This is a genomic window from Burkholderia sp. 10_S31 (genome assembly GCF_056930375.1).
Genome location: NZ_JBXOWK010000003.1, coordinates 670,829 through 693,815, shown reverse-complemented (window position 1 = coordinate 693,815; position 22,987 = coordinate 670,829). Strand labels below are relative to the sequence as shown.

Here is a 22,987-nt window from a genome sequence, read left to right as displayed (position 1 = left end):
CCTGTTTGGAGACAGATCATGAAAAAGACCCTGATCGTCGCCGCATTGGCGGGCGTGGCGGCCAGCGCCGCCCATGCGCAAAGCAGCGTCACGCTGTACGGCCTGATCGATGCCGGCATCACTTACACGAACAACCAGGGCGGACACAGCGCGTGGCAGGAAACGAGCGGCTCGATCAACGGCAGCCGCTGGGGCCTGCGCGGCACCGAGGATCTCGGCGGCGGACTGAAGGCGATCTTCACGCTGGAGAACGGCTTCGGCATCAACAACGGCTCACTGAAGCAGAACGGCCGCGAGTTCGGCCGCCAGGCGTTCGTCGGGCTCGCGCACGACAGCTATGGCTCGCTCACGGTCGGCCGCCAATACGACAGCGTCGTCGATTTCCTCGGCCCATTGTCGCTGACCGGCACCCAGTACGGCGGCACGCAGTTCGCGCATCCGTTCGACAACGACAACCTGAACAACTCGTTCCGGATCAACAATTCGGTCAAGTACCAGAGCGCAAACTACGGCGGCCTGAAGTTCGGCGCGCTGTACGGCTTCTCGAATTCCAGCGATTTCTCGAACAACCGCGCATACAGCGTCGGCGCGTCGTACAGCTATATGGGTTTCAACGTCGCGGCCGCGTACATGCAGCTCAACAACAACATCAACGCGCTGGCGCTCGCGGCCAGCGACCCCGGCGCGGTGGCCGGCGACTGGACGTTCGCGGCCAGCCGGCAGCGCACCTGGGGCGCGGGCCTCGACTACACGTTCGGGCCCGCGACGGCCGGCTTCGTATTCACGCAGACGCGCCTGACCGATTCGGCGGGGATCAGCGCCGGGCAGTCCGGCGTGTCGAGCGGCATCCCGCTCACTGGCGGCACGCGCTTCAACAACTACGAAGTCAACGGTCGCTACGCGCTGACGCCGGCGTTCTCGCTCGCTGGCTCGTACACGTACACGGACAGCCGCCTCGACGGCCAGACACCGAGCTGGCACCAGTTCAACCTGCAGGCCGACTATGCGCTGTCGAAGCGCACCGACCTGTACCTGCAAGGCGTATACCAGCGGGTCAATTCGGACGGCCTGGCGATCGGCGCAAACATCAACGGGCTCGGCACCGCGTCGTCGACGAACAAGCAGATCGCCGTCACGGCCGGCATGCGTCACCGCTTCTGAGCGATTCGATTCGTCCCGGCCGTTCGTCCGGGACCGTCATGACGAAGCGCCCCACCCGGGGCGCTTGTTCGTTTCAGCGTGGCATTGCACGGATGCGCCGCTTCATGCTCACGCGTTGCCCGGTGCCGGATATCGAACGTCGAGCACATCGATCGGCTGCGGACCGACCGGCGTCATCAGCGTGACGGTATCGCCGATCTTCGCCTTGATGAGCGCTCGCGCGACCGGCGAGATCCAGCTGACGCAACCGTGATCGAGATCGACCTCGTCGATCCCGACGATCGTGACGGTGTGATCCTCGCCGTCCGGCGTCGCGTAGTCGACGGTCGCGCCGAAGAACACCTGGTCGACGTTCTCCTGCCGGCTCGCGTCGACGATTTCGGCGAGATCGAGCCGCTTCGTCAGGAAGCGGATCCGGCGGTCGATCTCGCGCAACCGCCGCTTGCCGTAGATGTAGTCGCCGTTCTCCGACCGGTCGCCGTTCGACGCGGCCCACGACACGAGGCGCACGACCTCGGGACGCTCGACGTCGATCAGGTTCAGGAGCTCGTCCCTGAGCCGCTTGTGGCCGGCCGGCGTGATGTAGTTCTTCGTGCCCGCCGGAATCGCGGGTTGACTCGGGTCGAGATCGTCGTCGTCGCCGTCCGACTCTTTGACAAACGCCTTGTTCATGATGCAGATTCAAAACCTGGATGACTGATGCCCCAAGAGTACACGAAGGCGGCCGTGCAAGATCGCGCGACATATTTTGTGAATAAGGCTTCCCTTTTTATACGGCTCTGCTATACTTCCGCTTCTGCGTGCGGCTGTAGCTCAGTTGGATAGAGTACTTGGCTACGAACCAAGGGGTCGTGGGTTCGAATCCTGCCAGCCGCGCCACTTTTTTCGAGGGCCTTCCGAACCGAAGGCCCTTTCAGTTCGAAGTAGTCGTTGTTTTGTTATTGCGTGCGGCTGTAGCTCAGTTGGATAGAGTACTTGGCTACGAACCAAGGGGTCGTGGGTTCGAATCCTGCCAGCCGCGCCATCTTTTTGGGGGCCTTCCCATCGCAGAAGGTTCCGACAGTTGAAGCAGTACCGTTTTGCGTGCGGCTGTAGCTCAGTTGGATAGAGTACTTGGCTACGAACCAAGGGGTCGTGGGTTCGAATCCTGCCAGCCGCGCCACCTCAGAAGGGCCTTCCTCCGGGAAGGCCCTTTTTTCTTTTCTGCTCCCCTCTTCCCTGCGACCACTACGTCCGCTCGACCTGCTCCCGCACAACGTCGTCGAACCCGCGCCACCAACAAAAACGGCGGCCCGTGGCCGCCGTCCGTGCAACGCGTCGCGTCAGTAATCCTGCCGTTCGCGCTCGATGCGCATGCCGCCGTCGTGACGCGCATGCACGCTGTCGTCGGTCGAGCGCTCGCGCATGATCCGCATCACGTCCGGATTGGTCCGCACGCGCCGCATCACGTTCGCAAGGTGCACGCGATCGCTGACCTGGATCACGAAGCGCAGCACCGTCGATTCGTGCGTCAGGTCCTCGTCCATCGCGATGTGGACGATGTTCGCGTCGGCGGACGTGATGTCCGCCGCGACACGCGCGAAGATGCCCTTCGTGTTCTTCACGAGCGCCTTCACCGCGACGTCGAACAGACGTCCCGGCTGCGGCGCCCATTCGACGTCGATCCAGCGGCCCGGATCGCGGCGATGGATGCGCTGCGCGACACGGCAATCGGTCGTATGAATCGCCATCCCGAGGCCAATGCCGATATAGCCCATGATCGCATCGCCCGGAATCGGCCGGCAGCACGCCGACAGCTGCACGGACATCCCTTCGGTGCCGGTAATCACGACCGGCGGCGCATTGTGTGCGGGATGACGCTCGGACTTCGGCAGGTCGTCGTCCGCATCGCGGCCGCTCATCAGTACCTCGATGCGCTTGGCCATCACCGCAGCGACGCGGCGGCCGAGGCCGATGTCCGCGAAGATTTCCTGGCGGCTCTTGTTGCCCGTCCACTGCACGAGCTTTTCCCACACTTCCGGCGTCACGTCGGCCAGTGCGAGCCCATAACCCTTCAGGCTCTGGTCGACGAGCCGCTCGCCGAGCTGCACCGACTCGTTCAGGCGCATCGTCTTCAGGTAGTGACGAATCGCCGAGCGTGCCTTGCCGGTACGCACGAAACCGAGCCACGCGGGGTTCGGCTTCGAATACGGCGCGGTGATCACCTCGACGATGTCGCCGCTCTTCAACTCGGTACGCAGCGGCAGCAGCTCGTTGTTGATCTTCACGGCCACGCACTGGTTGCCGAGGTCGCTGTGGATCGAATACGCGAAATCGAGCGCCGTCGCGCCGCGCGGCAGCGCCATGATCTTCGACTTCGGCGTAAACACGTAGACCGCATCCGGGAACAGGTCGATCTTCACGTGCTCGAGGAATTCGCTCGAATCGCCGGCTTCGCTCTGGATGTCGAGCAGCGACTTCAGCCACTGATGCGCGCGCTTCTGCACATCGTTCAGATCCGCGCCGCCGTTCTTGTACAACCAGTGCGCGGCCACGCCGGCCTCGGCGATCTCGTGCATCTTGCGCGTGCGCACCTGAAACTCGATCGGCGCGCCGAACGGGCCGACGAGCGTCGTGTGCAGCGACTGATAGCCGTTGATCTTCGGGATCGCGATGTAGTCCTTGAACTTGCCGGGCACGGGCTTGTACAGCGCGTGCAGCGCGCCGATGCACGTGTAGCAGTCGAGCGGGCTCTCGACGACGACGCGAAAGCCGTACACGTCGAGCACCTGCGAGAACGACAGCTGCTTGTCGCGCATCTTGCGGTAGATGCTGTAGATCGTCTTTTCGCGGCCGGTGATCTCGGCGTCGATCTTCGCGTCGGTCATCGCGCGTTGCGCAGCCTCGAGGATCTTGCTGATCACTTCGCGGCGGTTGCCGCGCGCGGCCTTCACGGCCTTCTCGAGCGTTGCGTAGCGATGCGGGTTGAAATTCGCGAAGCTCATGTCCTGCAGCTCGCGATACGTGTTGTTCAACCCGAGGCGGTGCGCGATCGGCGCATAGATGTCGAGCGTCTCGCGTGCGACGCGGCGGCGCTTTTCCATCGGCACCGCGCCGAGCGTGCGCATGTTGTGCAAGCGGTCGGCGAGCTTGACGAGGATGACGCGCACGTCGCGTGCCATCGCGAGCAGCATCTTTCGGAAGTTTTCCGCCTGCGCTTCCTCGCGACTGCGGAACTCCATCTTGTCGAGCTTCGACAGGCCGTCGACCAGTTCGGCGACCTTCGGGCCGAAGCGTTCGGCCAGCTCGCTCTTGGTCACGCCCTGGTCTTCCATCACGTCGTGCAGCAACGCTGCCATCACGGCTTGCGCGTCGAGCTTCCAGCCGGCGCAGATTTCCGCGACGGCGACGGGATGGGTGATGTAGGGTTCGCCGCTCTGGCGATATTGACCGAGGTGGGCTTCGTCGCTGAAGTGGAACGCCGCCTTGACCTCTTTGATTTCTTCCGGAGGGAGATACTCGGCAAGCGCGGTCGTCAGTTTCGCGATCGAAACGACACCGTGCTTGCGCGGCTGCTCCGGAGTGGCGGTCGGCCCGAACAGATGCCGGAAGGACTGTTCGAGGACCGCGTCGATGTACTGGCGCGCAGGCGACTGGGCCGTGGCTTCGGTGGTCGAATCCGCGGAGGCGGACGATGGGGTGGTGCTCATATTCGCCTCCAGGTCGAGTCGTTGCGCGCGTGGACTACATGGCTGGAACGGGCCGGATGCGCGTTACACCGGCACCTTCTTCAGCATCTCGACGCCGACCTGGCCGGCGGCGATCTCGCGCAGCGCGACGACGGTCGGCTTGTCGCGGCTCTCGATCTTCGGCGTATGGCCTTGCGCGAGCTGCCGCGCGCGGTAGGTGGCGGCGAGCGCCAGTTCGAAGCGGTTGGGGATTTGCTTCAGGCAGTCTTCGACGGTAATGCGAGCCATGTTGGTAATTCCTTCTGAATATAGTCCTTATTCTACCTTATGTCCCTCTACCCCCGCGTCATTCCGCGTGGGGCAGATGGATACCGAGCTCGATGAACAGCTCCGCATGTCGCGCGTACTGCGAAGCAAAGCGCAGGCGCGTCGCCGCGACGATGCATTCGAGCTCGGCCAGCGCACGATCGAAATTCTCGTTGATCACGACGTATTCCGCTTCGGATGCGTGCGCCATCTCGCTGCCCGCGGCGAGCAGGCGTCGCGTGATCACGTTCGGCTCGTCCTGCCCGCGCTTCTTCAGGCGCTCCTCGAGCGCATCGAGCGACGGCGGCAGAATGAAGATGCCGACCGCGTTGCGGAACTGCTTCTTCACCTGCAGCGCGCCCTGCCAGTCGATCTCGAGCAGCACGTCATGGCCGTTCGCCATCTGCTCCTCGATCCAGACGCGCGACGTGCCGTAGTAGTTGCCGTGCACTTCCGCGCTCTCGAGGAATTCATGCGCGGCGTGGCGCACACGGAAATCCTCGACGGTCGTGAAGTGGTAGTGCTGGCCGTCCTGCTCGTTGGGGCGCGGCTTGCGCGTCGTGTACGAAATCGACAGGCAGATGTCGCTGTCCTTCGACAGCAGCGCGTTCACGAGCGTCGACTTGCCGGCGCCCGACGGGGCGATGACCATGAACAGGTTGCCGGGATAGACGCCGCCGTGCAGCGCATGCGACGCGTGGCCGTCGCGGTTAGGGTCGGTCATGTTGCTTTTACTCCAGGTTTTGCACTTGCTCGCGCATCTGCTCGATCAGCAGCTTCAGTGCCATCGACGCGTCGGCCAGTTCCTTCGCCGCCGCCTTCGAGCCGAGCGTGTTTGCTTCGCGATTCAGTTCCTGCATCATGAAGTCGAGACGCTTGCCGACGCGGCCGCCCTTCTCGATCACGTGACGCGTTTCGTTCAGGTGCGCGGTGAGTCGCGACAGCTCTTCCGCGATGTCGATCCGGATGCCGTACATCGTCACTTCCTGACGAATGCGTTCCGCGGCTTCCTCGCGCGTGACGATCGCCGCGCTGCCTTCGGGCGCCGCGAGGCCGAGCGCTTCCTGCAGCCGCTCGACGATCTTCTGCTGATGCTTCGCGATCAGCTCCGGCACGAGCGGCGTGATGCGCGCGACGATCGCTTCCATTTCAGTGACGTTCGACAGCAGCATCGTCGCGAGCTGCGCGCCTTCGCGCGAACGCACGACGACGAGCTCGCCGATCGCTTCCTTGCCGCACGCGAGCACCGCGTCGCGGATCGCTTCCGCCGACACGCCGCTCTCGGCGAGCACGCCCGGCCAGCGCAGGATCTCGCCCGCGCGCAGGCGGCCGACACCCGGGAACGCATCGAGCACCGAGCGCTCGAGCTCGGCGAGCTGGCCGAGCGCCGACTGGTTCAGCGCGCCCGCGCCGATGCTCTGCTCGCCGCGCTGCAGGTTGATGCGCACGTCGACCTTGCCGCGCGACAGCTTGTTCATCAGCATTTCGCGCAGCGCGGGTTCGCACGCGCGCACGTCGTCCGGCATGCGGAAATTCAGGTCGAGGAAGCGCGAGTTCACGGTGCGCAGTTCGACCGACACGCTGGTGCCGCCGTTGCCGGTGGCCGTCGCGAGTTCGCGCGTCGCGCTCGCATAGCCCGTCATGCTGTAGATCATGGTTCGTCTCGCCGTCTGGGTGCCCTTCTCGGGCGGGGATATGTCGAGGCGCCCGGCGCATTGCAAGGCGCGGGGCGGGAAGCGCGCATTATCCCATTTTTGCGCCCCACCCCGCCGGGCAAGGCTGCCGTTCGGCGCTAAAATCGGGGTTTCCTCTTCCGTCCACGATTCCCCCATGACGTCTTCCCTGTCCCGCCCGAGCGGCCGCCGCGCCGACGAACTGCGCAAGGTCGCCCTCACGCGCCACTACACGAAACACGCCGAAGGCTCGGTCCTGGTCGAATTCGGCGACACCAAGGTGATCTGCACCGCGAGCGTCGCCGAACGCGTGCCCGAATTCCTGCGCGATCGCGGCCAGGGCTGGCTGACGGCCGAATACGGAATGCTGCCGCGCGCGACGCACACGCGCAGCGACCGTGAGGCCGCACGCGGCAAGCAGACGGGCCGTACGCAGGAAATTCAGCGCCTGATCGGCCGCGCGCTGCGTGCGGTGTTCGATCTCGAGGCGCTCGGCCCACGCACGATCCACATCGACTGCGACGTGATCCAGGCCGACGGCGGCACGCGCACGGCGAGCATCACCGGCGCCTTCGTCGCCGCGCACGACGCCGTGTCGAAACTGATCACGGCCGGCAAGCTCGCGCGTTCGCCGATCACCGACCACGTTGCCGCGATCTCGGTCGGCGTGTACGAAGGCGCGCCCGTGCTCGACCTCGACTACGCGGAAGATTCGCGCTGCGACACCGACATGAACGTCGTGATGACGGGCGCCGGCGGCTTCGTCGAAGTCCAGGGCACCGCCGAAGGCGTACCGTTCTCGCGCGCCGAGATGAACGCGCTGCTCGACCTCGCGCAAAGCGGGATCGGCCAGCTCGTGCAGCTGCAGAAGGACGTGCTGGGCGCCGCCCATGTCTGACGATCGCACCCTCGCGCCGCTGTCGCGCATCGTGCTCGCGTCGAACAACGCCGGCAAGCTGCGCGAATTCACCGCGCTGTTCTCGACAGTCGGCATCGAGATCGTGCCGCAGGGTGACCTGGCCGTGCCCGAGGCGGAAGAGCCGTTCGGCACGTTCATCGAGAATGCGCTGGCGAAAGCGCGGCATGCGTCGCGCCTCACCGGCCTGCCGGCGATCGCCGACGATTCGGGCCTGTGCGTGCGTGCGCTGCGCGGCGCACCGGGCGTCTATTCGGCGCGCTACGCGCAGCGCGCGGGCCGCGACAAGGGCGACGCGGCGAACAATGCGTATCTCGTCGAGCAGCTGCACGGCGTCGACGACCGGCGCGCATACTATTGCTGCGTGCTCGCGCTGGTGCGCCACGCGGACGATCCCGAGCCGCTGTTCGCCGAAGGCCGCTGGGTCGGCGAGATCGTCGACACGCCGCGCGGCGAGCACGGATTCGGCTATGACCCGTATTTCCATCTGCCGTCGCTCGGCGCGACGGCAGCCGAACTCGAGCCGGCCGTGAAGAACACGCACAGCCATCGCACACTTGCGCTGAAGGCGCTGCTCGCTCGGCTCGCGGAGGAACCCGCATGATCGTCTTCGTCACGCATTCGCAGCCGGAGGCCACATGAGCCAGGCAGCGCAAACCGGCGCGCGCGTCGTCGCGACGTTCACGTCGCCCGGGCAGGTGCGGCTCACGTCGCTGCCGCCGCTCGCGCTGTACGTACATTTCCCGTGGTGCGTGCGCAAGTGCCCGTACTGCGATTTCAACTCGCACGAGTGGAAAGGCGAGCGGTTCCCGGAAACCGAGTATCTCGACGCGCTGCGCGCCGATCTCGAACAGGCACTGCCGCTCGTCTGGGGCCGCCAGGTGCATACGGTGTTCATCGGTGGCGGCACGCCGAGCCTGCTGTCCGCGGCCGGCCTCGACCGGCTGCTGTCTGACGTGCGCGCGCTGCTGCCGCTCGATGCCGACGCCGAGATCACGCTCGAGGCGAATCCGGGCACGTTCGAGGCCGCGAAGTTCGCGCAGTTCCGCGCGAGCGGCGTGAACCGCCTGTCGGTCGGCATCCAGAGCTTCAACGAAGGCCATCTGAAAGCGCTCGGCCGCATTCACGACACCGCACAGGCGCGCGCCGCCGTCGAGATCGCCGCGAAGACGTTCGACAACTTCAACCTCGACCTGATGTTCGCACTGCCGAACCAGACGCTCGACGAATGCCGGGCCGACATCGAGACCGCGCTGTCGTTCGCGCCGCCGCATCTGTCGCTGTATCACCTGACGCTCGAACCGAACACGATGTTCGCGAAGTTTCCGCCTGCGGTACCCGACGACGACGCGTCGGCCGACATGCAGGAATGGATTCACGAACGCACGGCCGAGGCCGGTTACGGACGCTACGAAGTGTCCGCATACGCGAAGCCGAATCATCAGTGCAAGCACAACCTGAACTACTGGCGCTTCGGCGACTATCTCGGGATCGGCGCCGGCGCGCACACGAAGCTGTCGTTCCCGAACCGGATCCTGCGGCAGGCGCGCTACAAGCATCCGGCGACCTTCATCGAACAGGCGATGGCCGGCACGCCGGTGCAGGAAGAGCGTGAAGTCGGCGCGCGCGACCTGCCGTTCGAGTTCATGCTGAACACGCTGCGGCTCGTCGAGGGCTTTCCCGTGCACAGTTTCGTCGAACGCACCGGCCTGCCAATCAGCACGATCGATCCGGCACTCAAGGAAGCGGAGCGGCGCGGGCTGATCACGCGCGATTTTGCGCAGATCGCACCGACGCCGCTCGGCCAGCGTTTCCTCAACGACCTGCAGGAATTGTTCCTGCGCGACGATTGAAGCGGGAACGACGCGGCATTTCGGTTACAATGCCGCCTCGTGTGGAAGCGTGGCCGAGCGGTTTAAGGCACCGGTCTTGAAAACCGGCGACGGGAAACTGTCCGTGAGTTCGAATCTCACCGCTTCCGCCAGGAAGTTCGCCAAACCCCGTCCATTCATCGAATGACGGGGTTTTTGTTTGCCCGCCCCGCGTGCCGACACGTCCCGCCGGATGCCGTTACAATCCGGCGCTCCGATTCGCGAAACGGGAAACCCACGTCATGAAGCCCCTCATCGCCTCGTCGCTCGTCGCCCTGCTGGCCGCCGTCAGCACGCACGCAGCGGCCGCCGATTCCGCCTCCGGCACCGACGCGCAAACGCCGTCGTGCGCGATCGCGTACGTGAAGGGCGTCGGCGGCTCGCCGCGCAGCCTGCGCGAATATCTCGCAAGCCCGACGCCGTACAACTACCTGAAGGAAAACGAGATCCAGTGCAAGGTGTCGGATGACGGGCGCGCGTCGAACTGCACCGGAGTGACGTATATCCGCAACGAGCAGGTCAGCGTGTACGACGATTCCGACCCGGCGACGCTGACCGTCGTCGCGCCGGTGGAACTCGATCACGGCGAGAAGTACCCGGTGATCCTCGTCGTGCAGCGCAAGGACGCACGCTGCACGCGGTAACGCGCGACGCGGCAAGCTCGACGCTGCCGCAGGCGATGCGCGCAAGCCTCACGGGCCGGTCCGCCATCGCCTAGAATTCGATCAGCACGGCGACACGACCGCCGCCGCGACTCGATGCCGCCCGCGCCATCCGTGCGAGCGACACACGGAGACCGCCATGACCGAACTGTCGACAGCGACGGATCACGTCGATTACGAAGGCTTCGAGATCCATGTGGTGCCGGGCCTCGCACCCGGCAGCGACACGCGTTACACCTACACCGGCTATGTCTGCCATCCTGGTGCGAATCCCGCGCTACCCGATCATGCGGTGCCCTTCCACGCGGACGGCGAGGAAAGCTACGCGAGCGTCGACGAAGCAGTTCGGGAAGCCGTGCACATCGGCAAGAGCATCATAGACGGCACGCATCCGGACCTGTCCGTTCTGTCGCTCGTGACGCACGGCTACTGAGCGAGGCCCGCCTCACCGCCGCCACCGCGCGCGACTCGCGTGCGCACAAGGCGTGTGCGCACCGTCGCATGTCACGTCACATCGCAACGCCGGCCCGGCAGACGGGCCGCCGATCGCCATCATCTGCGAATCGCCACGTCGCGATTCGCGCGCTATGCGTTTCTCCCGATAACACGCCGTGTCCGGGCGCCTATCATTTTTTTATAGTCACCCTCCGGCACACCTCCCATGCCCCCTCTTCCCCGCCCGGGCGTCGACCGGCTGCGTATTGCCGCGCTGGTCGCCGCCACCATGCTTGCCGCCTGCACGATCACGCCGCCGCCGTCGCTGCGCTCGGTACTGACGATCCCGTCAGTCACGCGCAGCGCGAATCTCGACCAGTACCGCGTGGAAGTCGCACACTGCGTCGCCGAACACAATCCGTCCGGCGTGTTGCGCGGGACGCCGCAGGCGATGCTGCGCTCGCTCGTCGTCGTCGCGTTCACCGTCGATCGCAGCGGCCGCCTCGTCAACGCATCCGTCTATCGCAGCAACGGCGACAGCGAAGCGGAAGCACTCGCGCTCGCGTCGCTGCGCCGCTCGGCACCGCTGCCGCCACCACCATCGAAACTGCTGGACGGCAATGGTCGGATCGAGATGATGGAAGGCTGGCTGTTCAACGACGACGGGCACTTCCAGTTGCAAAGCACCGCGTCGGCGCAGGCGCAATCGCTCGACTGAGCGCGCGCCCGCCCGTGATTGCCGCTATGTCGCGGCGCTGGCTATAATTTTCCGCAATCGCGCGGCCATCCTCCCGCGCGCGTTCGCGCGCCGCACCCGGCACGCGAGCCGACCACGCCGGCCCCGGGCGGCGGCGACCTATCCGTCTCCATCGTCGACCGGCGGGTGACGTTCGCGCCACAGCGCGCGTCCACGCCGCCATTGCATCATCCGCTCGGCTGCTCCCGGCAGGTGCCCGCCTCCCCGAGCGCACGCTCAGCCGACCGCCCCAACGACAAAACGGAGACATCCATGTCCGCATCCCCCCCGGCCGTTGCACACGCAACCGGTTCGGCCGGCGCCGTCAGCCACCGGCGCATCGTGTTCGCGAGCTTCATCGGCACCGCGATCGAGTTCTACGACTTCTACGTATACGCGACCGCCGCGGCACTCGTCATCGGTCCCGTGTTCTTCCCGCACGGCTCCGCGACCGCACAGGCGCTGTCCGCGTTCGTCACGTTCGGCATCGCGTTCATCGCGCGGCCGATCGGCTCGTTCCTGTTCGGCCACTTCGGCGACCGCATCGGCCGCAAATCGACACTCGTCGCATCGCTGCTCGTCATGGGCGTGTCCACCACCGCGATCGGTTTCGTGCCCGGCTACGACACGATCGGCGCGCTCGCGCCGGTGCTGCTGTGCGTGCTGCGTTTTGGCCAGGGGATCGGTCTCGGCGGCGAATGGGGCGGCGCGGCGCTGCTCGCGACCGAGCACGCGCCGCCAGGCAAGCGCGGCTGGTTCGGGATGTTCCCGCAGCTGGGCCCGTCGGTCGGCTTCCTGATGTCGAACGGGCTGTTCTTCGCGCTCGCGCTGTCGCTGTCCGACGAACAGTTCCGCAGCTGGGGCTGGCGCATCCCGTTCCTCGTCAGTGCGGTGCTCGTCGCACTCGGCCTGTACGTGCGGCTGAAGATCACCGAGACGCCGGCGTTCCAGGCCGCGCTCGACCGCAACGAGCGCGTGCGCGTGCCGGTCGCGACGCTCGTCTCGCAACACTGGCAGCCGACGCTGCTCGGCGCGCTCGCGATGGTGGTCTGCTACACGCTGTTCTATATCTCGACGGTGTTCTCGCTGTCATACGGCGTGTCGACGCTGCATATTCCGCGCCAGAGCTTCCTCGGCCTGCTGTGCTTCGCGGTGGTGTTCATGGGCCTCGCGACGCCGCTGTCGGCATGGGCGTCGGATCGCTTCGGCCGCAAGCCGGTGCTGGTCGTCGGCGCGATCGCCGCGCTGCTGTCCGGCTTCGCGATGGAACCGCTGCTCGGCAGCGGCTCGATGCCGCTCGTCGCACTGTTCCTGACGCTCGAGCTGTTCCTGATGGGCGTGACGTTCGCGCCGATGGGCGCGCTGCTGCCCGAGCTGTTCCCGACCAACGTCCGCTATACGGGCGCGGGCGTCGCGTACAACCTCGGCGGGATCCTCGGCGCGTCGATCGCGCCGTACATCGCGCAGCTGCTCGCCGCGCACGGTGGGCTGTCGTGGGTGGGCGGGTACGTGTCGATCGCGGCGGCAATCAGCCTGATCGGCGTGCTGCTGATGCGGGAAACCCGCAACACATCACTCGTCTGAGCCTTCGGGGCGCCCCGGGTTGTGCGGTGGGTGGCGCTGCCTATACTCGATCCTGGGTGCGCCGCCGCGCGCCCCCGGGATCCCTCCCCGAAGGAGCCGCCGCGATGAACATCCGCCTCGACAACGCAGACCTCGTCCTGATCCTGGCGCTCGCGCTGGGCGGCGCGCTGCTGCTCGCGGCCCGCTTTCGGCCGAAGACCTGGCGCGGCCTGCTGTTCGAGGCGTTGCTCGCCAACCTGGCGGCCATCGCCGCGGTGGTCACGGTCGAAGCGCTGCTCGCCTGAACCGGCAGGCGCCGCTTCCCCGCGGCCTGCTCACGCGAATCACCGGCTTGCGCCTAGGCTGTCAGCCGCGCACGCAGCACGGCGTAGGCCGGGCCGACCGTATCGATCGCATCGAGTGCCTGCTCGACCGACGGCGGCGCACCCGGCTCACCGATCGACAGCGCATTCGGTGCGCCGCCGATACCGCAGTGGTGGCGCGACGTCGCGACGAAGATCATCACGGTCGGCCGCTTCAGCGCGTGCGCCATGTGCACGAACCCGGTATCGACCCCCACCACGAGCGCGGCCCGGCCGATGGCCGCGCCCAGTTCGCGCACCGACATCGCCGGTAGCACGATCGCGCCCGGCGCGCGCGCGGCAATGTCCTGCGCATCGTCATGTTCGGCCGGCGATCCCCATGGCATCAGCACGCGCACACCGCGCGCCATCATCCGGATAGCCAGCGCGGCCCAATGGTCGGCCGGCCATTGCTTGTCCGGATTGGACGTCGCGTGAAACAGCAGCATGAACGGCGCGCCGTCGGTCACGGCGGGGGGCAGGCTCGCATCCTGCGGCGCGACGACCCCGTAGTCGGCGATGCCTTCGGGGACATAGCCCAGCGCCTCGCCGGCGCTCACGCGCATCCCGTGCCACGCGTCGCAGTCCGGCCTCGGGCCGAAGCGATGCGAATACGCGAAACGGGCGCCCGTCTCGCCGAGATCCTGCGTCTGATAACCGACGCGGCGCGCGGCGCGCGCGAGGATCGAGATGATTGCGCTCTTGTAGACGCCGTGCAGGTCGATGATCGCATCGTAGCGGTGCGCGCGCAGCGCACCGATCGACGCGGAGATCGCCTTCAGGTCGCCGCCGTTGCGGAGCTTCTTGAACCGCCGCAGCGGCGCGCAGAGCACCTCGCTCACACCCGGGTGCCAGCGCACGACTTCAGCGCACGATTCGTCCACGGCCCAATCGACCGCCACGCCCGGAAAAGCGCGATGGAGGTCCGCGACGACGGGCAACGTCTGGACGACGTCGCCGAGCGACGTCACTTTCACGATGAGGATGCGTTTCACGTTCTTTGTGGGATATATCGGACCATTTCGCCATGCTAACGACGCTAGCGGCGCACAAACATTACTACGACATTACATTTGCAACAAAGTGCGTCGCTTTTGTGAAAGTTTGTCGAGCCCCGGCTGCATCCGGTTCTTTTTATAATGCGTTCTTTGCCCTCCGGCCCACCGCCGATGCAACGTCCCGCTCTTCCCGCCCTGTTTCCCGCCCTCACCCGCCGCTCGCTGCGGATCTGGCGCCAGTATGGCGTGTTCTGGCTGGGCGCGATCGCCGTGGGCCTCGCGGCCGTGCTGTACGCGCGGTTGATCGACTGGGGCTACGACACCTTCCGCACGATGCGCGACCACGTCGCGTGGCTGCCGCTGCTGCTGACGCCGTCGATCGCCGCGGCGTCCGCATGGATCACGCGCCGCTTCTTTCGGGGCGCCGAGGGCAGCGGGATCCCGCAGGTCATTGCGACGCTGCATGCGAGCCCGGGCGCGTTCGGCGCGCGGCTGCTGACGCTGCGCATCCTGTTCGGCAAGGTCCTGATCTCGTTCCTGGGAATCCTCGGCGGCTTCACGATCGGCCGCGAAGGTCCGACCGTGCAGGTCGGCGCGGCACTGATGTTCAACCTGCGGCGCTTCTATCCGCGCTCGAACGCGCAGATCGAACGGCAGCTCGTGCTCGCCGGCGCGGCGGCTGGCCTGTCGGCCGCGTTCAATACGCCGCTCGCCGGGATCGTGTTCGCGATCGAGGAGCTGACCCGCAGCTTCTCCGCCCGCGCAAGCGGCGTGCTGATCACCGCGATCATCCTCGCCGGTGTCGTCGCATTGGGCCTGAACGGCAATTACACGTACTTCGGCACGATCGACGCCGGCCAGCATTTCCCGAAGATGCTCGCCGTCGCCGTGCTCGTCACGGCGATCGTGACCGGCATCGCGGGCGGCCTCTTCAGCTGGCTGCTGCTCAACACCGGGCGCTGGCTGCCCGCACGCCTGCTCGACCTGTATCGCGAGCGGCCGATCGCGTTCGCGGCGCTGTGCGGCTTCGTGATCGCCGTCGTCGGCATCGTGTCGGGCGGGACGACCTTCGGCAGCGGCTATGCCGAGGCGCGCGGCCTGCTCGATGGCCATGAACGGCTGTCGGTGCTCTATCCGTTCCTGAAGATGGTGTCGATGGTTGCGTCGTACCTGCCCGGCATCCCGGGCGGGATCTTCGCGCCGTCGCTGTCGATCGGCGCCGGGTTCGGCAACCTGCTGCACATCGTGTTCGGCGACATGAGCCTGCCGATGCTGATCGCGCTCGCGATGGTCGGCTACCTCGCGGCCGTCACGCAGTCGCCGATCACGTCGTTCGTGATCGTGATGGAGATGATCAACGGCCACGCACTCGTGATTTCGCTGATGGCGACCGCACTGGTGTCGAGCCGCATGGCGCGCTTCTTCGCGCCGCCGCTCTACGAAACGCTCGCACAGCGCTATCTCGCGCCGCCCGCGGCCGCCGCCGAACCTGCTGCTGCACCGGCGGCCATAACCGGCGTCACCGAGCCGCAGGACGCGGCCGCCGCGCCCGCCGACCCGCTCGACACGCTGCGCGAACGGGACAGTGGCGAGCCGGACACCCCGGCGACCGATAGCGGGGCCACGCACGCGCCGGCTACGCCGCATGACGGCGGCCGGCCTGCATCCGCCACGAGCGGCCCGGCGCAAGCAGGCCCGCGCGATACTCAATAGATCACCACCGGCGCCGGCCGATAGTAGACAGGCCGCGCCGGCACGACGATACAGCCTGCGAGCGTGATCGCGACGAGCGCGATGGCAATGGCGGTTCGTTTCATCGCACGCCTCCATCAAGCCCAGTGGCCGCGGGTCCAGAACCAGTTCGGGCCGCGGTGATCCCAGTGGCCCGGCACCCAGTGCATGCCGATACGCTCGGTTTCCCAGTGGCCGCCGATCCAGACATAGCGACCATGATCCCAGCGCCAGTGACCGCGCTCCCACACATAGCCGACACGCGCGTCGGGCACGACTTCGTAGCGCACGGGCGGCGGCGCGTTCGGCGCGACGACGACGATTTCCCCGGCCGGCACGGCGACCGGTTCGGCGACGACCATCCGGCCCGACTGCACCATCACCGGCGCGCCGACGAGGATTTCGTCCGCGCGCGCGGCGAGCGGCGCGACGACGGCCGACAGGCCCGCGGCGAACAGCGCGAGCGAAACGATACGACGTTGAACAGTAGAGACAGCCATCACAACCTCCTGATTAACAAATGACGCGAGCGTATTCGTTCAATGCGGGAGGTCGACCAACGGCCGACAGACACCGTGTTACGGCGAGCCCGAAAGTGCAACAGGGCGTAAGACGCGCACGGCGGCATACGCCGCCGTGCGGGGGGAGACCGGCGAAGGTCAGGCTTGCGGGATCTCGATCTTCACTTCGAGGACTTCGAGATCGTCCTGGCGCTCGAGGCTCACGCGGATGTCATCGTTCGAAATATGGACGTACTTCGAGATGACCGCGACCAGCTCCTTCTGCAGCGCCGGAAGATAATCGGCCGGCGGCCGGCCACCGACCCGCTCGTGCGCGATGATGAGCTGCAGGCGCTCCTTCGCGACCGATGCGGACTTCTTCTTCTCGCCGAGGAGAAACGAAAGGATGGACATGGGCGGCCTCCGTTACTTGCTGCCGAAGAGGCGCTGCAGCAGGCCCGGCTTCTGGTAATCGGTGAAGCGCAGCGGCTTGTCTTCGCCGAGGAAGCGAGCAACGACGTCCTTGTACGCTTCCGCAACGTCGGTGCCGTCGATATGCACGGCCGGCAGACCCTGGTTCGATGCGTGCAGCACGGCTTCCGATTCGGGCACCACGCCGATCAGCTTGATGCGCAGGATCTCGCTGATGTCCTCGAGCGACAGCATCTCGCCTTCGCTCACACGCTTCGGGCTGTAACGCGTGATCAGCAGGTGTTCCTTGATCGGATCCTTGCCTTCGGTCGCGCGCTTCGTCTTCGACGACAGGATACCGAGAATGCGGTCCGAGTCGCGCACCGACGACACTTCCGGGTTCGTGACGATCAGCGCTTCGTCCGCGAAGTACATCGCGTGCAGCGCGCCTGCCTCGATACCGGCCGGCGAATCGCACACGATGTAGTCGAAGTTCATCGCAACCAGGTCGTTCAGTACCTTCTCGACGCCGTCACGCGTGAGCGCATCCTTGTCGCGCGTCTGCGATGCCGGCAGGATGAACAGGTTCTCGCACTTCTTGTCCTTGATCAGCGCCTGGTTCAGGTTCGCTTCGCCCTGGATCACGTTGACGAGGTCGTACACCACGCGGCGCTCGCAGCCCATGATGAGATCGAGGTTGCGCAGGCCGACGTCGAAGTCGATCACGGCCGTCTTGTGGCCGCGCAGCGCGAGGCCGGACGCGAAGCTCGCGCTGGTCGTCGTCTTGCCCACGCCGCCCTTGCCCGAAGTCACCACGATGATTTTTGCCATTTACCCAATACCCTGTGTTCGTCAATGAGAGCCGATCGATCCGGAGCGCGCCGTGCGAATCACGTCAGGCGCAGCGGTTCGATCATCAATTTTTCCTCTTCGAGCCAGATCTGCACCGATTTGCCCAGTATGTCGGCGGGCAACGGGTTCTCGGTCGTTCGATAGATACCCGCGATCGAAATCAGTTCCGGTTCGAGACACGTGCAGAAAATGCGCGCGTCGTGATTGCCGTGCACACCCGCGAGTGCGCGGCCGCGCAGCGGCGCGTAGATGTGGATGTTGCCTTCCGCGATGATCTCGGCGCCGTGACTGACCGGCGCAAGCACCACGAGGTCTCCTTTCGCGTAAATCTGCTGCCCCGAACGCAGCGGCCGGTCGATCACCAGCGTCTGGCCACCCGCCGAAATCGGCGTCGGCGCAGGCTCCGGTGCCGGTTCGGCTGCCGCGGCAGCAGCCGCGACGACCGGCGCCGGCTCCGCTTCGTCGGCCGGCTTCGCGGCCGACACGCGGCGATCGCGCGCCTCGAGCAACGGCAGGCCGGCTTCCCCCGCCCAGCCCTGCGTGGCCAGCGCAACGACGCCCACCGGGCGCATCCGCACGTCGTTCAGCATCTGGCGGATGTCGGCGAGCGCGACGCGTTCGCCGTCCGCAAGGCGGCGGACGTCGATCGCGACGACATCATCGGCGAAAAACTCGGGAGTCGCTTCGAAGCGCTTGACCAGTTCGGTACGCAACGCCTCGAGATCGGTCGTCTTCACGGTGAACAGCAACGTATCGACCGATCCGCTGCGCAGCTCGAAGAATGGCGATTTTTTAAGCGACATGGACACTCTGCAAAAAATTTTTGCGTATTTTACAGGCGTCCACGCGTGCGGCCATTATTTTTGGGGAACCGGGCGGCGATGGTCGCCGCGAGCGCGCAACCGGCAGGCGGGCAGTCGGACGGGCGAGCTGGCCTTCATCGCGCCGTGCGGCCCGCGCGTTCATGCGTCAGGGCGTGTTGAAGTGCGACACGAACAACGACTTCATCGCGCCGGGCATCCGCCCGATCGGCGCATGCTCGCCCGTGTTACCGAAACCCGCACGTTCGTAGAAACGGATCGCGTTGCGGTTCGCATCGGCGATCCATGCGTAGACGTCCTGCGCACCACGTTCGGCGAGCCATGCGGTGGCCGTTTCCAGCAGCAGCACGCCGCCGCGCAGGTGGCGGACCGCGTGCGCGACCCACAGCTCGCTGACGAACGCGCGCCGCTCGGGCGTATTGTCGAAATACGCGCCGATCATGCCGGCCGGATGGCCTTCGGTGTACAGCAGGAAAGTCGTCGACTCGTCGGACGCCGCACGCAGCGCGGCGATGGCCGCCGCCGCGTCGGAATCGACGTTCAGCAATTCGGCCTCCGGCGCTTCACCGGGTGCATAGGGCTCACGCAGCGATGCGGCGCGGAGTTCGCGATACACGCCGCCCTGGTCGGCAACGATACGACGAACGGTCAAGGTCGAACTCATGCAGGCACAGCCCCTTTCGGACAGCAAGCTGCTAGCTTCAACCGAAAGCGGGGCATGAGTCAAATCGTTATTTTCAAATGGCTGCGTGGATCGAAAGGCAACGGGGGCGGCGCACGCGCGGGTGTGCAGGTGCAGCATTGACGCGTCGATGCGCAGCGACACATGGCACTCCCGATCACAAGGTCGGACGTGCCGCCTCGCTCGCCTTGTCCTATACGGTATTCATGCAACGAGCGTCCATCATTTCATCGCCACGAGCCTGATGGTCCGTAACATATGTACGCAAAATGGCTGCGTCTGCGTGCGTTACCGCACCGCATATATTGCATTGCAACATTCGTTTCGGCGCGCGTGGCCGTATGTACGCGCGCGTCGCGCCATACATTCGTCTGACAAGAACAGCGCTCGCGCGAGCGGATCGGCACTTGCCTGCCTGTTTCAATCACCCCCGCACCGGCCCTTCCCGACCTGCGTCATGCACGGTCCGCCGTTTGGAGTTGCATGCCTAGCGGCGATGTTTGGAAAGCGCGCGCGACAGTCGTATAACTGGCACAACCGGACCAACGATCCGGTGACGCACGCCGTGTCGCGGACCAACGACGATTCGAACGACGATAAACGTGCACGTGCGGCTCCTGCGCCCTCGAGCGCAGGAGCCGGCCCCCAAAGGAGGGAGACAATGGCAATGACCGACGAATCGGCCTCGGGCTGGTCGGATAGCAAACGTTATCTGTGGCTGCTCGGCGCGGTGACCATCACGCTGCCGATTCTTTCGGCCCAGCTCGCGCTGTCGACGGGCCTTCACGTGTTCTGGTGGTTCGGCCCGCTGTTCGCGTTCGGCGTGATTCCGATCCTCGACACGCTGATCGGCGACGATCGCGACAATCCACCCGAAGCCGTCGTCCCGCATCTCGAACGGGCGCGCTACTACCGCTACATCGTCTATCTCGCGACGCTGGTCGAATACGTCGCGTTCTTCATGTGCGTGTGGATCGTCGGCACGCACGCGCTCGCGTGGTACGACTATGTCGGCTTCGCGCTGTCGCTCGGCGCCGCAACGGGTATCTCGATCAACACCGCGCACGAACTCGGGCACAAGACCAACCGCTTCGAGCGCTGGCTCGCGAAAGTTACGCTCGCGCCGGTTGCGTACGGGCACTTCTTCGTCGAGCACAACCGCGGCCATCACGTGCGCGTCGCGACGGCCGAGGACCCGGCGAGCGCGCGCTACGGCGAATCGTTCTGGGCCTTCCTGCCGCGCACGATGACGGGCAGCGTCCGCTCGGCGTGGCGGCTCGAAAAGGCGCGCCTCGAGCGGCTCGGGCATTCGCCGTGGACCTGGCGCAACGAGGTGCTGCACGCATGGGCGATGACCGTCGTCGTGTGGGGCATCGCGATCGCGATGGCCGGCAAGGTCGTGATCCCGTTCCTCGTGATCCAGGCCGTGTACGGTGCGTCGCTGCTTGAAGTCGTCAACTACGTCGAGCACTACGGGCTCGGCCGCCGCAAGCTGCCGAGCGGCCGCTACGAACGCTGCACGCCGCAGCATTCGTGGAACAGCAATCACGTCGTCACCAACCTGTTCCTGTATCAATTGCAGCGGCACGCCGACCATCACGCGAACCCGACGCGCTCGTACCAGGCACTGCGTCACTTCGACGACTCGCCGCAACTGCCGGCCGGCTACGCGACGATGATTCTGTTCGCCTATGTGCCGCCGCTCTGGTATCGCGTGATGAACCCGCGTGTCGTCGCGCACTACGGCGGCAACATGGCGCAGTCGAACATCAAGCCGTCGATCCGCGCGCGCGTGCTCGCGCGGTATTCGGCTGCGGCGTGATGCAGGACAGCGCGGTCGCGCGATATCGTCACGCGGCTTGCTGCGACCTGAACGTGGCGATACACCGTCGTCGATGCAGCCACGTTCACGGCCGGACGACACAAACGAAAAACCCCGTGATCCTTCCGGATCACGGGGTTTCGTATTTTGGCGGAGAGGGTGGGATTCGAACCCACGGTACGGGGAAACCGTACGCCTGATTTCGAGTCAGGTACATTCGACCACTCTGCCACCTCTCCTTCCTTGCTGCTTCATTTCCCGGTTGGTCGTGTCCGGGAAAGAAAAGATTATAGAACGATCTCTTCGACACTCACAAGCGTTTTCTGCAAAATTTTTGCGATGCCCTCGGAGATCGATCGCGCAGCAATCTCACGACGCCTGTGCAGGCGCTTCGATTCGCTCCATGCCGCCCATGTACGGACGCAGTACCTCCGGTACCGTGACCGAACCGTCGGCACTCTGGTAGTTCTCGAGCACCGCGACGAGCGTGCGGCCGACCGCGAGCCCCGAGCCGTTCAGCGTATGCACGAGTTCCGGCTTGCCTTGCGCGTTGCGGAAACGCGCTTGCATCCGGCGTGCCTGGAACGCCTCGGTGTTCGAGCAGCTCGAGATCTCGCGATAGGTGTTCTGCGCGGGCAGCCACACTTCGAGGTCGAACGTCTTCGCGGCCGAGAAACCCATGTCACCCGTGCACAGCGTGATCACGCGGTACGGCAGGCCGAGCTTCTGCAGGATCGCTTCCGCGTGGCCGACCATCTCGTCGAGCGCCGCGTACGATGCGTCCGGTGCGACGACCTGCACCATCTCGACCTTGTCGAACTGGTGCTGGCGGATCATCCCGCGCGTGTCGCGGCCGTACGAGCCTGCTTCCGAACGGAAGCACGGCGAATGCGCGGTCAGCTTGATCGGCAGCGCGGAGCCTTCGACGATCGACTCGCGCACGGTGTTCGTCAGCGAAATCTCGGACGTCGAAATCAGGTACTGCGTGATCGTGTTCTCGGCGCCGCCCTTCTCGACGCGGAACATGTCGTCCGCGAACTTCGGCAGTTGACCCGTGCCGTACAGGATCTCGGGGTTCACGATGTACGGCGTGTACGTCTCGCTGTAGCCGTGCTGCAGCGTGTGCGTGTCGAGCATGAACTGCGCGAGTGCGCGGTGCAGGCGGGCGATCGCGCCGCGCAGCATCGTGAAGCGTGCGCCGGCGAGCTTCGCGCCGGTTTCGAAATCGAGGCCGAGCGGCGTGCCGACGTCGACGTGATCCTTCACCTCGAAGTCGAACTGGCGCGGCGTACCCCAGCGGCGCACCTCGACGTTGTCGGCCTCGTCCTTGCCGACCGGCACGCTTTCGTGCGCGATGTTCGGCATGCCCAGCATCAGGTCGGACAGGCGCGACTGGATCTCGCCGAGCTTGGCCTCCGACGCCTTCATCTCGTCGCCGATCCCGCCGACTTCGGCCATCACGGCCGACGTGTCCTCGCCCTTCCCCTTCATCGCGCCGATCTGCTTCGACAGGCTGTTGCGGCGCGCCTGGAGCTCTTCGGTGCGGGTCTGGATCGCGCGGCGTTCCGCTTCGAGTGCGGAGAACGCGGCGACGTCGAGGGTGTAGCCGCGATCGGCGAGGCGCTTCGCGACGCCGTCGAGGTCTTTGCGCAGCAACTGAATGTCGAGCATGGGAGGACTTGGAAAATCGTTGTGTAAGACGGGAATTCTAACGCACCGCGGGGCCGCCACGGCACTGGCCGGATGGACAATGCCGCAAACGCGCGGCGGGCGTGGCAGTATCGCATTGCCGGCCTGCGCGCCGGCACCCGGCAAAG

At 65.8% G+C, this 22,987-nt stretch carries 23 protein-coding genes and 5 tRNA genes; 15 read left to right on the top strand and 13 right to left on the bottom strand.

Annotated features, from left to right (window positions below; translation table 11 throughout):
- Nucleotides 1–18 precede the first annotated feature (18 nt).
- On the top strand, nucleotides 19–1,161 hold the full coding sequence (locus tag AC1Z3W_RS23260) for a porin (protein ID WP_483508523.1): 1,143 nt from the start codon (nucleotides 19–21) through the stop codon (nucleotides 1,159–1,161).
- A 108-nt stretch (nucleotides 1,162–1,269) separates the two neighbouring features.
- Here AC1Z3W_RS23260 and greB read toward each other — a convergent pair whose 3' ends face one another.
- Nucleotides 1,270–1,833, bottom strand: coding sequence for a transcription elongation factor GreB (gene greB, locus AC1Z3W_RS23255; RefSeq protein WP_057928527.1), 564 nt, complete (start codon nucleotides 1,831–1,833; stop codon nucleotides 1,270–1,272).
- A 130-nt stretch (nucleotides 1,834–1,963) separates the two neighbouring features.
- Here greB and AC1Z3W_RS23250 point away from each other — a divergent pair.
- The 3 genes from AC1Z3W_RS23250 to AC1Z3W_RS23240 all read left to right on the top strand — a co-directional run bounded on the left by AC1Z3W_RS23250 (nucleotide 1,964) and on the right by AC1Z3W_RS23240 (nucleotide 2,323).
- Nucleotides 1,964–2,040: transfer RNA gene (locus AC1Z3W_RS23250), tRNA-Arg, on the top strand.
- Nucleotides 2,041–2,108: 68 nt separating this feature from the next.
- A tRNA-Arg gene (locus AC1Z3W_RS23245) sits at nucleotides 2,109–2,185 on the top strand.
- 61 nt (nucleotides 2,186–2,246) lie between these two features.
- Nucleotides 2,247–2,323, top strand: a tRNA-Arg gene (locus AC1Z3W_RS23240).
- A 160-nt stretch (nucleotides 2,324–2,483) separates the two neighbouring features.
- On the opposite strand, the gene AC1Z3W_RS23235 is transcribed toward AC1Z3W_RS23240, so the two are convergent.
- From AC1Z3W_RS23235 to AC1Z3W_RS23220, 4 genes are all read right to left on the bottom strand, one after another.
- On the bottom strand, nucleotides 2,484–4,850 hold the full coding sequence (locus AC1Z3W_RS23235) for a RelA/SpoT family protein (protein WP_057928526.1): 2,367 nt from the start codon (nucleotides 4,848–4,850) through the stop codon (nucleotides 2,484–2,486).
- Nucleotides 4,851–4,913: 63 nt separating this feature from the next.
- On the bottom strand, nucleotides 4,914–5,117 hold the full coding sequence (rpoZ, locus tag AC1Z3W_RS23230; protein ID WP_006025620.1) for a DNA-directed RNA polymerase subunit omega: 204 nt from the start codon (nucleotides 5,115–5,117) through the stop codon (nucleotides 4,914–4,916).
- Between the two features lie 58 nt (nucleotides 5,118–5,175).
- A complete protein-coding gene (gmk, locus tag AC1Z3W_RS23225) occupies nucleotides 5,176–5,859 on the bottom strand; it encodes a guanylate kinase (protein ID WP_057928525.1) in 684 nt (227 codons plus the stop codon).
- Between the two features lie 7 nt (nucleotides 5,860–5,866).
- Nucleotides 5,867–6,790 (bottom strand): YicC/YloC family endoribonuclease, encoded by a 924-nt coding sequence (locus tag AC1Z3W_RS23220; protein ID WP_057928524.1) that lies wholly within the window; start codon nucleotides 6,788–6,790, stop codon nucleotides 5,867–5,869.
- 175 nt (nucleotides 6,791–6,965) lie between these two features.
- Between AC1Z3W_RS23220 and rph the strand changes: the two genes are divergently transcribed.
- The 9 genes from rph to AC1Z3W_RS23175 all read left to right on the top strand — a co-directional run bounded on the left by rph (nucleotide 6,966) and on the right by AC1Z3W_RS23175 (nucleotide 13,296).
- The gene (rph, locus tag AC1Z3W_RS23215) at nucleotides 6,966–7,706 is read left to right on the top strand and encodes a ribonuclease PH (protein ID WP_057928523.1); all 741 of its coding nucleotides are present in this window, start codon (nucleotides 6,966–6,968) and stop codon (nucleotides 7,704–7,706) included.
- Nucleotides 7,699–8,328: an RdgB/HAM1 family non-canonical purine NTP pyrophosphatase gene (gene rdgB, locus AC1Z3W_RS23210; protein WP_483508521.1), complete on the top strand. Its 630-nt coding sequence runs from the start codon at nucleotides 7,699–7,701 to the stop codon at nucleotides 8,326–8,328. The genes rph and rdgB overlap by 8 nt, the downstream gene beginning before the upstream one ends.
- 34 nt (nucleotides 8,329–8,362) lie before the next feature.
- Entirely contained in the window at nucleotides 8,363–9,577 is a 1,215-nt protein-coding gene (gene hemW / locus AC1Z3W_RS23205) for a radical SAM family heme chaperone HemW (protein WP_124834124.1), read from the top strand.
- Between the two features lie 43 nt (nucleotides 9,578–9,620).
- Nucleotides 9,621–9,708: transfer RNA gene (locus tag AC1Z3W_RS23200), tRNA-Ser, on the top strand.
- Between the two features lie 129 nt (nucleotides 9,709–9,837).
- Nucleotides 9,838–10,239, top strand: coding sequence for a hypothetical protein (locus AC1Z3W_RS23195; protein WP_057928520.1), 402 nt, complete (start codon nucleotides 9,838–9,840; stop codon nucleotides 10,237–10,239).
- Between the two features lie 157 nt (nucleotides 10,240–10,396).
- Nucleotides 10,397–10,690 carry a hypothetical protein gene (locus tag AC1Z3W_RS23190; RefSeq protein WP_057928519.1) on the top strand — a complete coding sequence of 98 codons (294 nt, stop codon included), beginning with the start codon at nucleotides 10,397–10,399 and terminating at the stop codon, nucleotides 10,688–10,690.
- Nucleotides 10,691–10,918: 228 nt separating this feature from the next.
- The gene (locus AC1Z3W_RS23185; RefSeq protein WP_057928518.1) at nucleotides 10,919–11,410 is read left to right on the top strand and encodes an energy transducer TonB family protein; all 492 of its coding nucleotides are present in this window, start codon (nucleotides 10,919–10,921) and stop codon (nucleotides 11,408–11,410) included.
- 291 nt (nucleotides 11,411–11,701) lie between these two features.
- Nucleotides 11,702–13,012 (top strand): MFS transporter, encoded by a 1,311-nt coding sequence (locus AC1Z3W_RS23180; RefSeq protein WP_057928517.1) that lies wholly within the window; start codon nucleotides 11,702–11,704, stop codon nucleotides 13,010–13,012.
- 104 nt (nucleotides 13,013–13,116) lie between these two features.
- A complete protein-coding gene (locus tag AC1Z3W_RS23175; protein ID WP_057928516.1) occupies nucleotides 13,117–13,296 on the top strand; it encodes a hypothetical protein in 180 nt (59 codons plus the stop codon).
- 53 nt (nucleotides 13,297–13,349) lie between these two features.
- Here the strand turns inward: AC1Z3W_RS23175 and waaC are convergent, their stop codons facing one another.
- A complete protein-coding gene (gene waaC / locus AC1Z3W_RS23170; RefSeq protein WP_057928515.1) occupies nucleotides 13,350–14,348 on the bottom strand; it encodes a lipopolysaccharide heptosyltransferase I in 999 nt (332 codons plus the stop codon).
- Between the two features lie 174 nt (nucleotides 14,349–14,522).
- Here waaC and AC1Z3W_RS23165 point away from each other — a divergent pair, with 174 nt between their 5' ends.
- Entirely contained in the window at nucleotides 14,523–16,064 is a 1,542-nt protein-coding gene (locus AC1Z3W_RS23165; protein WP_057928514.1) for a chloride channel protein, read from the top strand.
- 116 nt (nucleotides 16,065–16,180) lie between these two features.
- Here the strand turns inward: AC1Z3W_RS23165 and AC1Z3W_RS23160 are convergent, their stop codons facing one another.
- The 5 genes from AC1Z3W_RS23160 to AC1Z3W_RS23140 all read right to left on the bottom strand — a co-directional run bounded on the left by AC1Z3W_RS23160 (nucleotide 16,181) and on the right by AC1Z3W_RS23140 (nucleotide 19,468).
- Nucleotides 16,181–16,582, bottom strand: a complete 402-nt coding sequence (locus tag AC1Z3W_RS23160) for a YXWGXW repeat-containing protein (RefSeq protein ID WP_057928513.1) — start codon at nucleotides 16,580–16,582, stop codon at nucleotides 16,181–16,183.
- Between the two features lie 159 nt (nucleotides 16,583–16,741).
- Nucleotides 16,742–16,996 (bottom strand): cell division topological specificity factor MinE, encoded by a 255-nt coding sequence (gene minE, locus AC1Z3W_RS23155; protein ID WP_006486661.1) that lies wholly within the window; start codon nucleotides 16,994–16,996, stop codon nucleotides 16,742–16,744.
- Between the two features lie 12 nt (nucleotides 16,997–17,008).
- Entirely contained in the window at nucleotides 17,009–17,824 is an 816-nt protein-coding gene (gene minD / locus AC1Z3W_RS23150) for a septum site-determining protein MinD (protein WP_057928512.1), read from the bottom strand.
- Between the two features lie 59 nt (nucleotides 17,825–17,883).
- Complete coding sequence (gene minC / locus AC1Z3W_RS23145; RefSeq protein ID WP_057928511.1) at nucleotides 17,884–18,648, bottom strand: septum site-determining protein MinC; 765 nt, start codon at nucleotides 18,646–18,648, stop codon at nucleotides 17,884–17,886.
- Between the two features lie 166 nt (nucleotides 18,649–18,814).
- Nucleotides 18,815–19,468, bottom strand: coding sequence for a GNAT family N-acetyltransferase (locus AC1Z3W_RS23140; RefSeq protein WP_242431893.1), 654 nt, complete (start codon nucleotides 19,466–19,468; stop codon nucleotides 18,815–18,817).
- 541 nt (nucleotides 19,469–20,009) lie between these two features.
- Between AC1Z3W_RS23140 and AC1Z3W_RS23135 the strand changes: the two genes are divergently transcribed.
- On the top strand, nucleotides 20,010–21,170 hold the full coding sequence (locus AC1Z3W_RS23135; RefSeq protein WP_483508520.1) for an alkane 1-monooxygenase: 1,161 nt from the start codon (nucleotides 20,010–20,012) through the stop codon (nucleotides 21,168–21,170).
- A 148-nt stretch (nucleotides 21,171–21,318) separates the two neighbouring features.
- Here the strand turns inward: AC1Z3W_RS23135 and AC1Z3W_RS23130 are convergent.
- Both AC1Z3W_RS23130 and serS read right to left on the bottom strand, forming a co-directional pair.
- Nucleotides 21,319–21,409 (bottom strand) — tRNA-Ser (locus tag AC1Z3W_RS23130).
- A gap of 130 nt (nucleotides 21,410–21,539) precedes the next feature.
- Nucleotides 21,540–22,841: a serine--tRNA ligase gene (gene serS, locus AC1Z3W_RS23125; protein ID WP_057928508.1), complete on the bottom strand. Its 1,302-nt coding sequence runs from the start codon at nucleotides 22,839–22,841 to the stop codon at nucleotides 21,540–21,542.
- Between the last annotated feature and the right edge of the window lie 146 nt (nucleotides 22,842–22,987).

Excerpts from the sequence above, each read along its gene's own strand:
- AC1Z3W_RS23260 (WP_483508523.1), top strand. The coding sequence starts at position 19 with ATGAAAAAGACCCTGATCGTCGCCGCATTGGCGGGCGTGGCGGCCAGC.
- greB (WP_057928527.1), bottom strand. The coding sequence starts at position 1,833 with ATGAACAAGGCGTTTGTCAAAGAGTCGGACGGCGACGACGACGATCTC.
- AC1Z3W_RS23235 (WP_057928526.1), bottom strand. The coding sequence starts at position 4,850 with ATGAGCACCACCCCATCGTCCGCCTCCGCGGATTCGACCACCGAAGCC.
- rpoZ (WP_006025620.1), bottom strand. The coding sequence starts at position 5,117 with ATGGCTCGCATTACCGTCGAAGACTGCCTGAAGCAAATCCCCAACCGC.
- gmk (WP_057928525.1), bottom strand. The coding sequence starts at position 5,859 with ATGACCGACCCTAACCGCGACGGCCACGCGTCGCATGCGCTGCACGGC.
- AC1Z3W_RS23220 (WP_057928524.1), bottom strand. The coding sequence starts at position 6,790 with ATGATCTACAGCATGACGGGCTATGCGAGCGCGACGCGCGAACTCGCG.
- rph (WP_057928523.1), top strand. The coding sequence starts at position 6,966 with ATGACGTCTTCCCTGTCCCGCCCGAGCGGCCGCCGCGCCGACGAACTG.
- rdgB (WP_483508521.1), top strand. The coding sequence starts at position 7,699 with ATGTCTGACGATCGCACCCTCGCGCCGCTGTCGCGCATCGTGCTCGCG.
- hemW (WP_124834124.1), top strand. The coding sequence starts at position 8,363 with ATGAGCCAGGCAGCGCAAACCGGCGCGCGCGTCGTCGCGACGTTCACG.
- AC1Z3W_RS23195 (WP_057928520.1), top strand. The coding sequence starts at position 9,838 with ATGAAGCCCCTCATCGCCTCGTCGCTCGTCGCCCTGCTGGCCGCCGTC.
- AC1Z3W_RS23190 (WP_057928519.1), top strand. The coding sequence starts at position 10,397 with ATGACCGAACTGTCGACAGCGACGGATCACGTCGATTACGAAGGCTTC.
- AC1Z3W_RS23185 (WP_057928518.1), top strand. The coding sequence starts at position 10,919 with ATGCCCCCTCTTCCCCGCCCGGGCGTCGACCGGCTGCGTATTGCCGCG.
- AC1Z3W_RS23180 (WP_057928517.1), top strand. The coding sequence starts at position 11,702 with ATGTCCGCATCCCCCCCGGCCGTTGCACACGCAACCGGTTCGGCCGGC.
- AC1Z3W_RS23175 (WP_057928516.1), top strand. The coding sequence starts at position 13,117 with ATGAACATCCGCCTCGACAACGCAGACCTCGTCCTGATCCTGGCGCTC.
- AC1Z3W_RS23165 (WP_057928514.1), top strand. The coding sequence starts at position 14,523 with ATGCAACGTCCCGCTCTTCCCGCCCTGTTTCCCGCCCTCACCCGCCGC.
- AC1Z3W_RS23160 (WP_057928513.1), bottom strand. The coding sequence starts at position 16,582 with ATGGCTGTCTCTACTGTTCAACGTCGTATCGTTTCGCTCGCGCTGTTC.
- minE (WP_006486661.1), bottom strand. The coding sequence starts at position 16,996 with ATGTCCATCCTTTCGTTTCTCCTCGGCGAGAAGAAGAAGTCCGCATCG.
- minD (WP_057928512.1), bottom strand. The coding sequence starts at position 17,824 with ATGGCAAAAATCATCGTGGTGACTTCGGGCAAGGGCGGCGTGGGCAAG.
- minC (WP_057928511.1), bottom strand. The coding sequence starts at position 18,648 with ATGTCGCTTAAAAAATCGCCATTCTTCGAGCTGCGCAGCGGATCGGTC.
- AC1Z3W_RS23140 (WP_242431893.1), bottom strand. The coding sequence starts at position 19,468 with ATGCTGCACCTGCACACCCGCGCGTGCGCCGCCCCCGTTGCCTTTCGA.
- AC1Z3W_RS23135 (WP_483508520.1), top strand. The coding sequence starts at position 20,010 with ATGGCAATGACCGACGAATCGGCCTCGGGCTGGTCGGATAGCAAACGT.
- serS (WP_057928508.1), bottom strand. The coding sequence starts at position 22,841 with ATGCTCGACATTCAGTTGCTGCGCAAAGACCTCGACGGCGTCGCGAAG.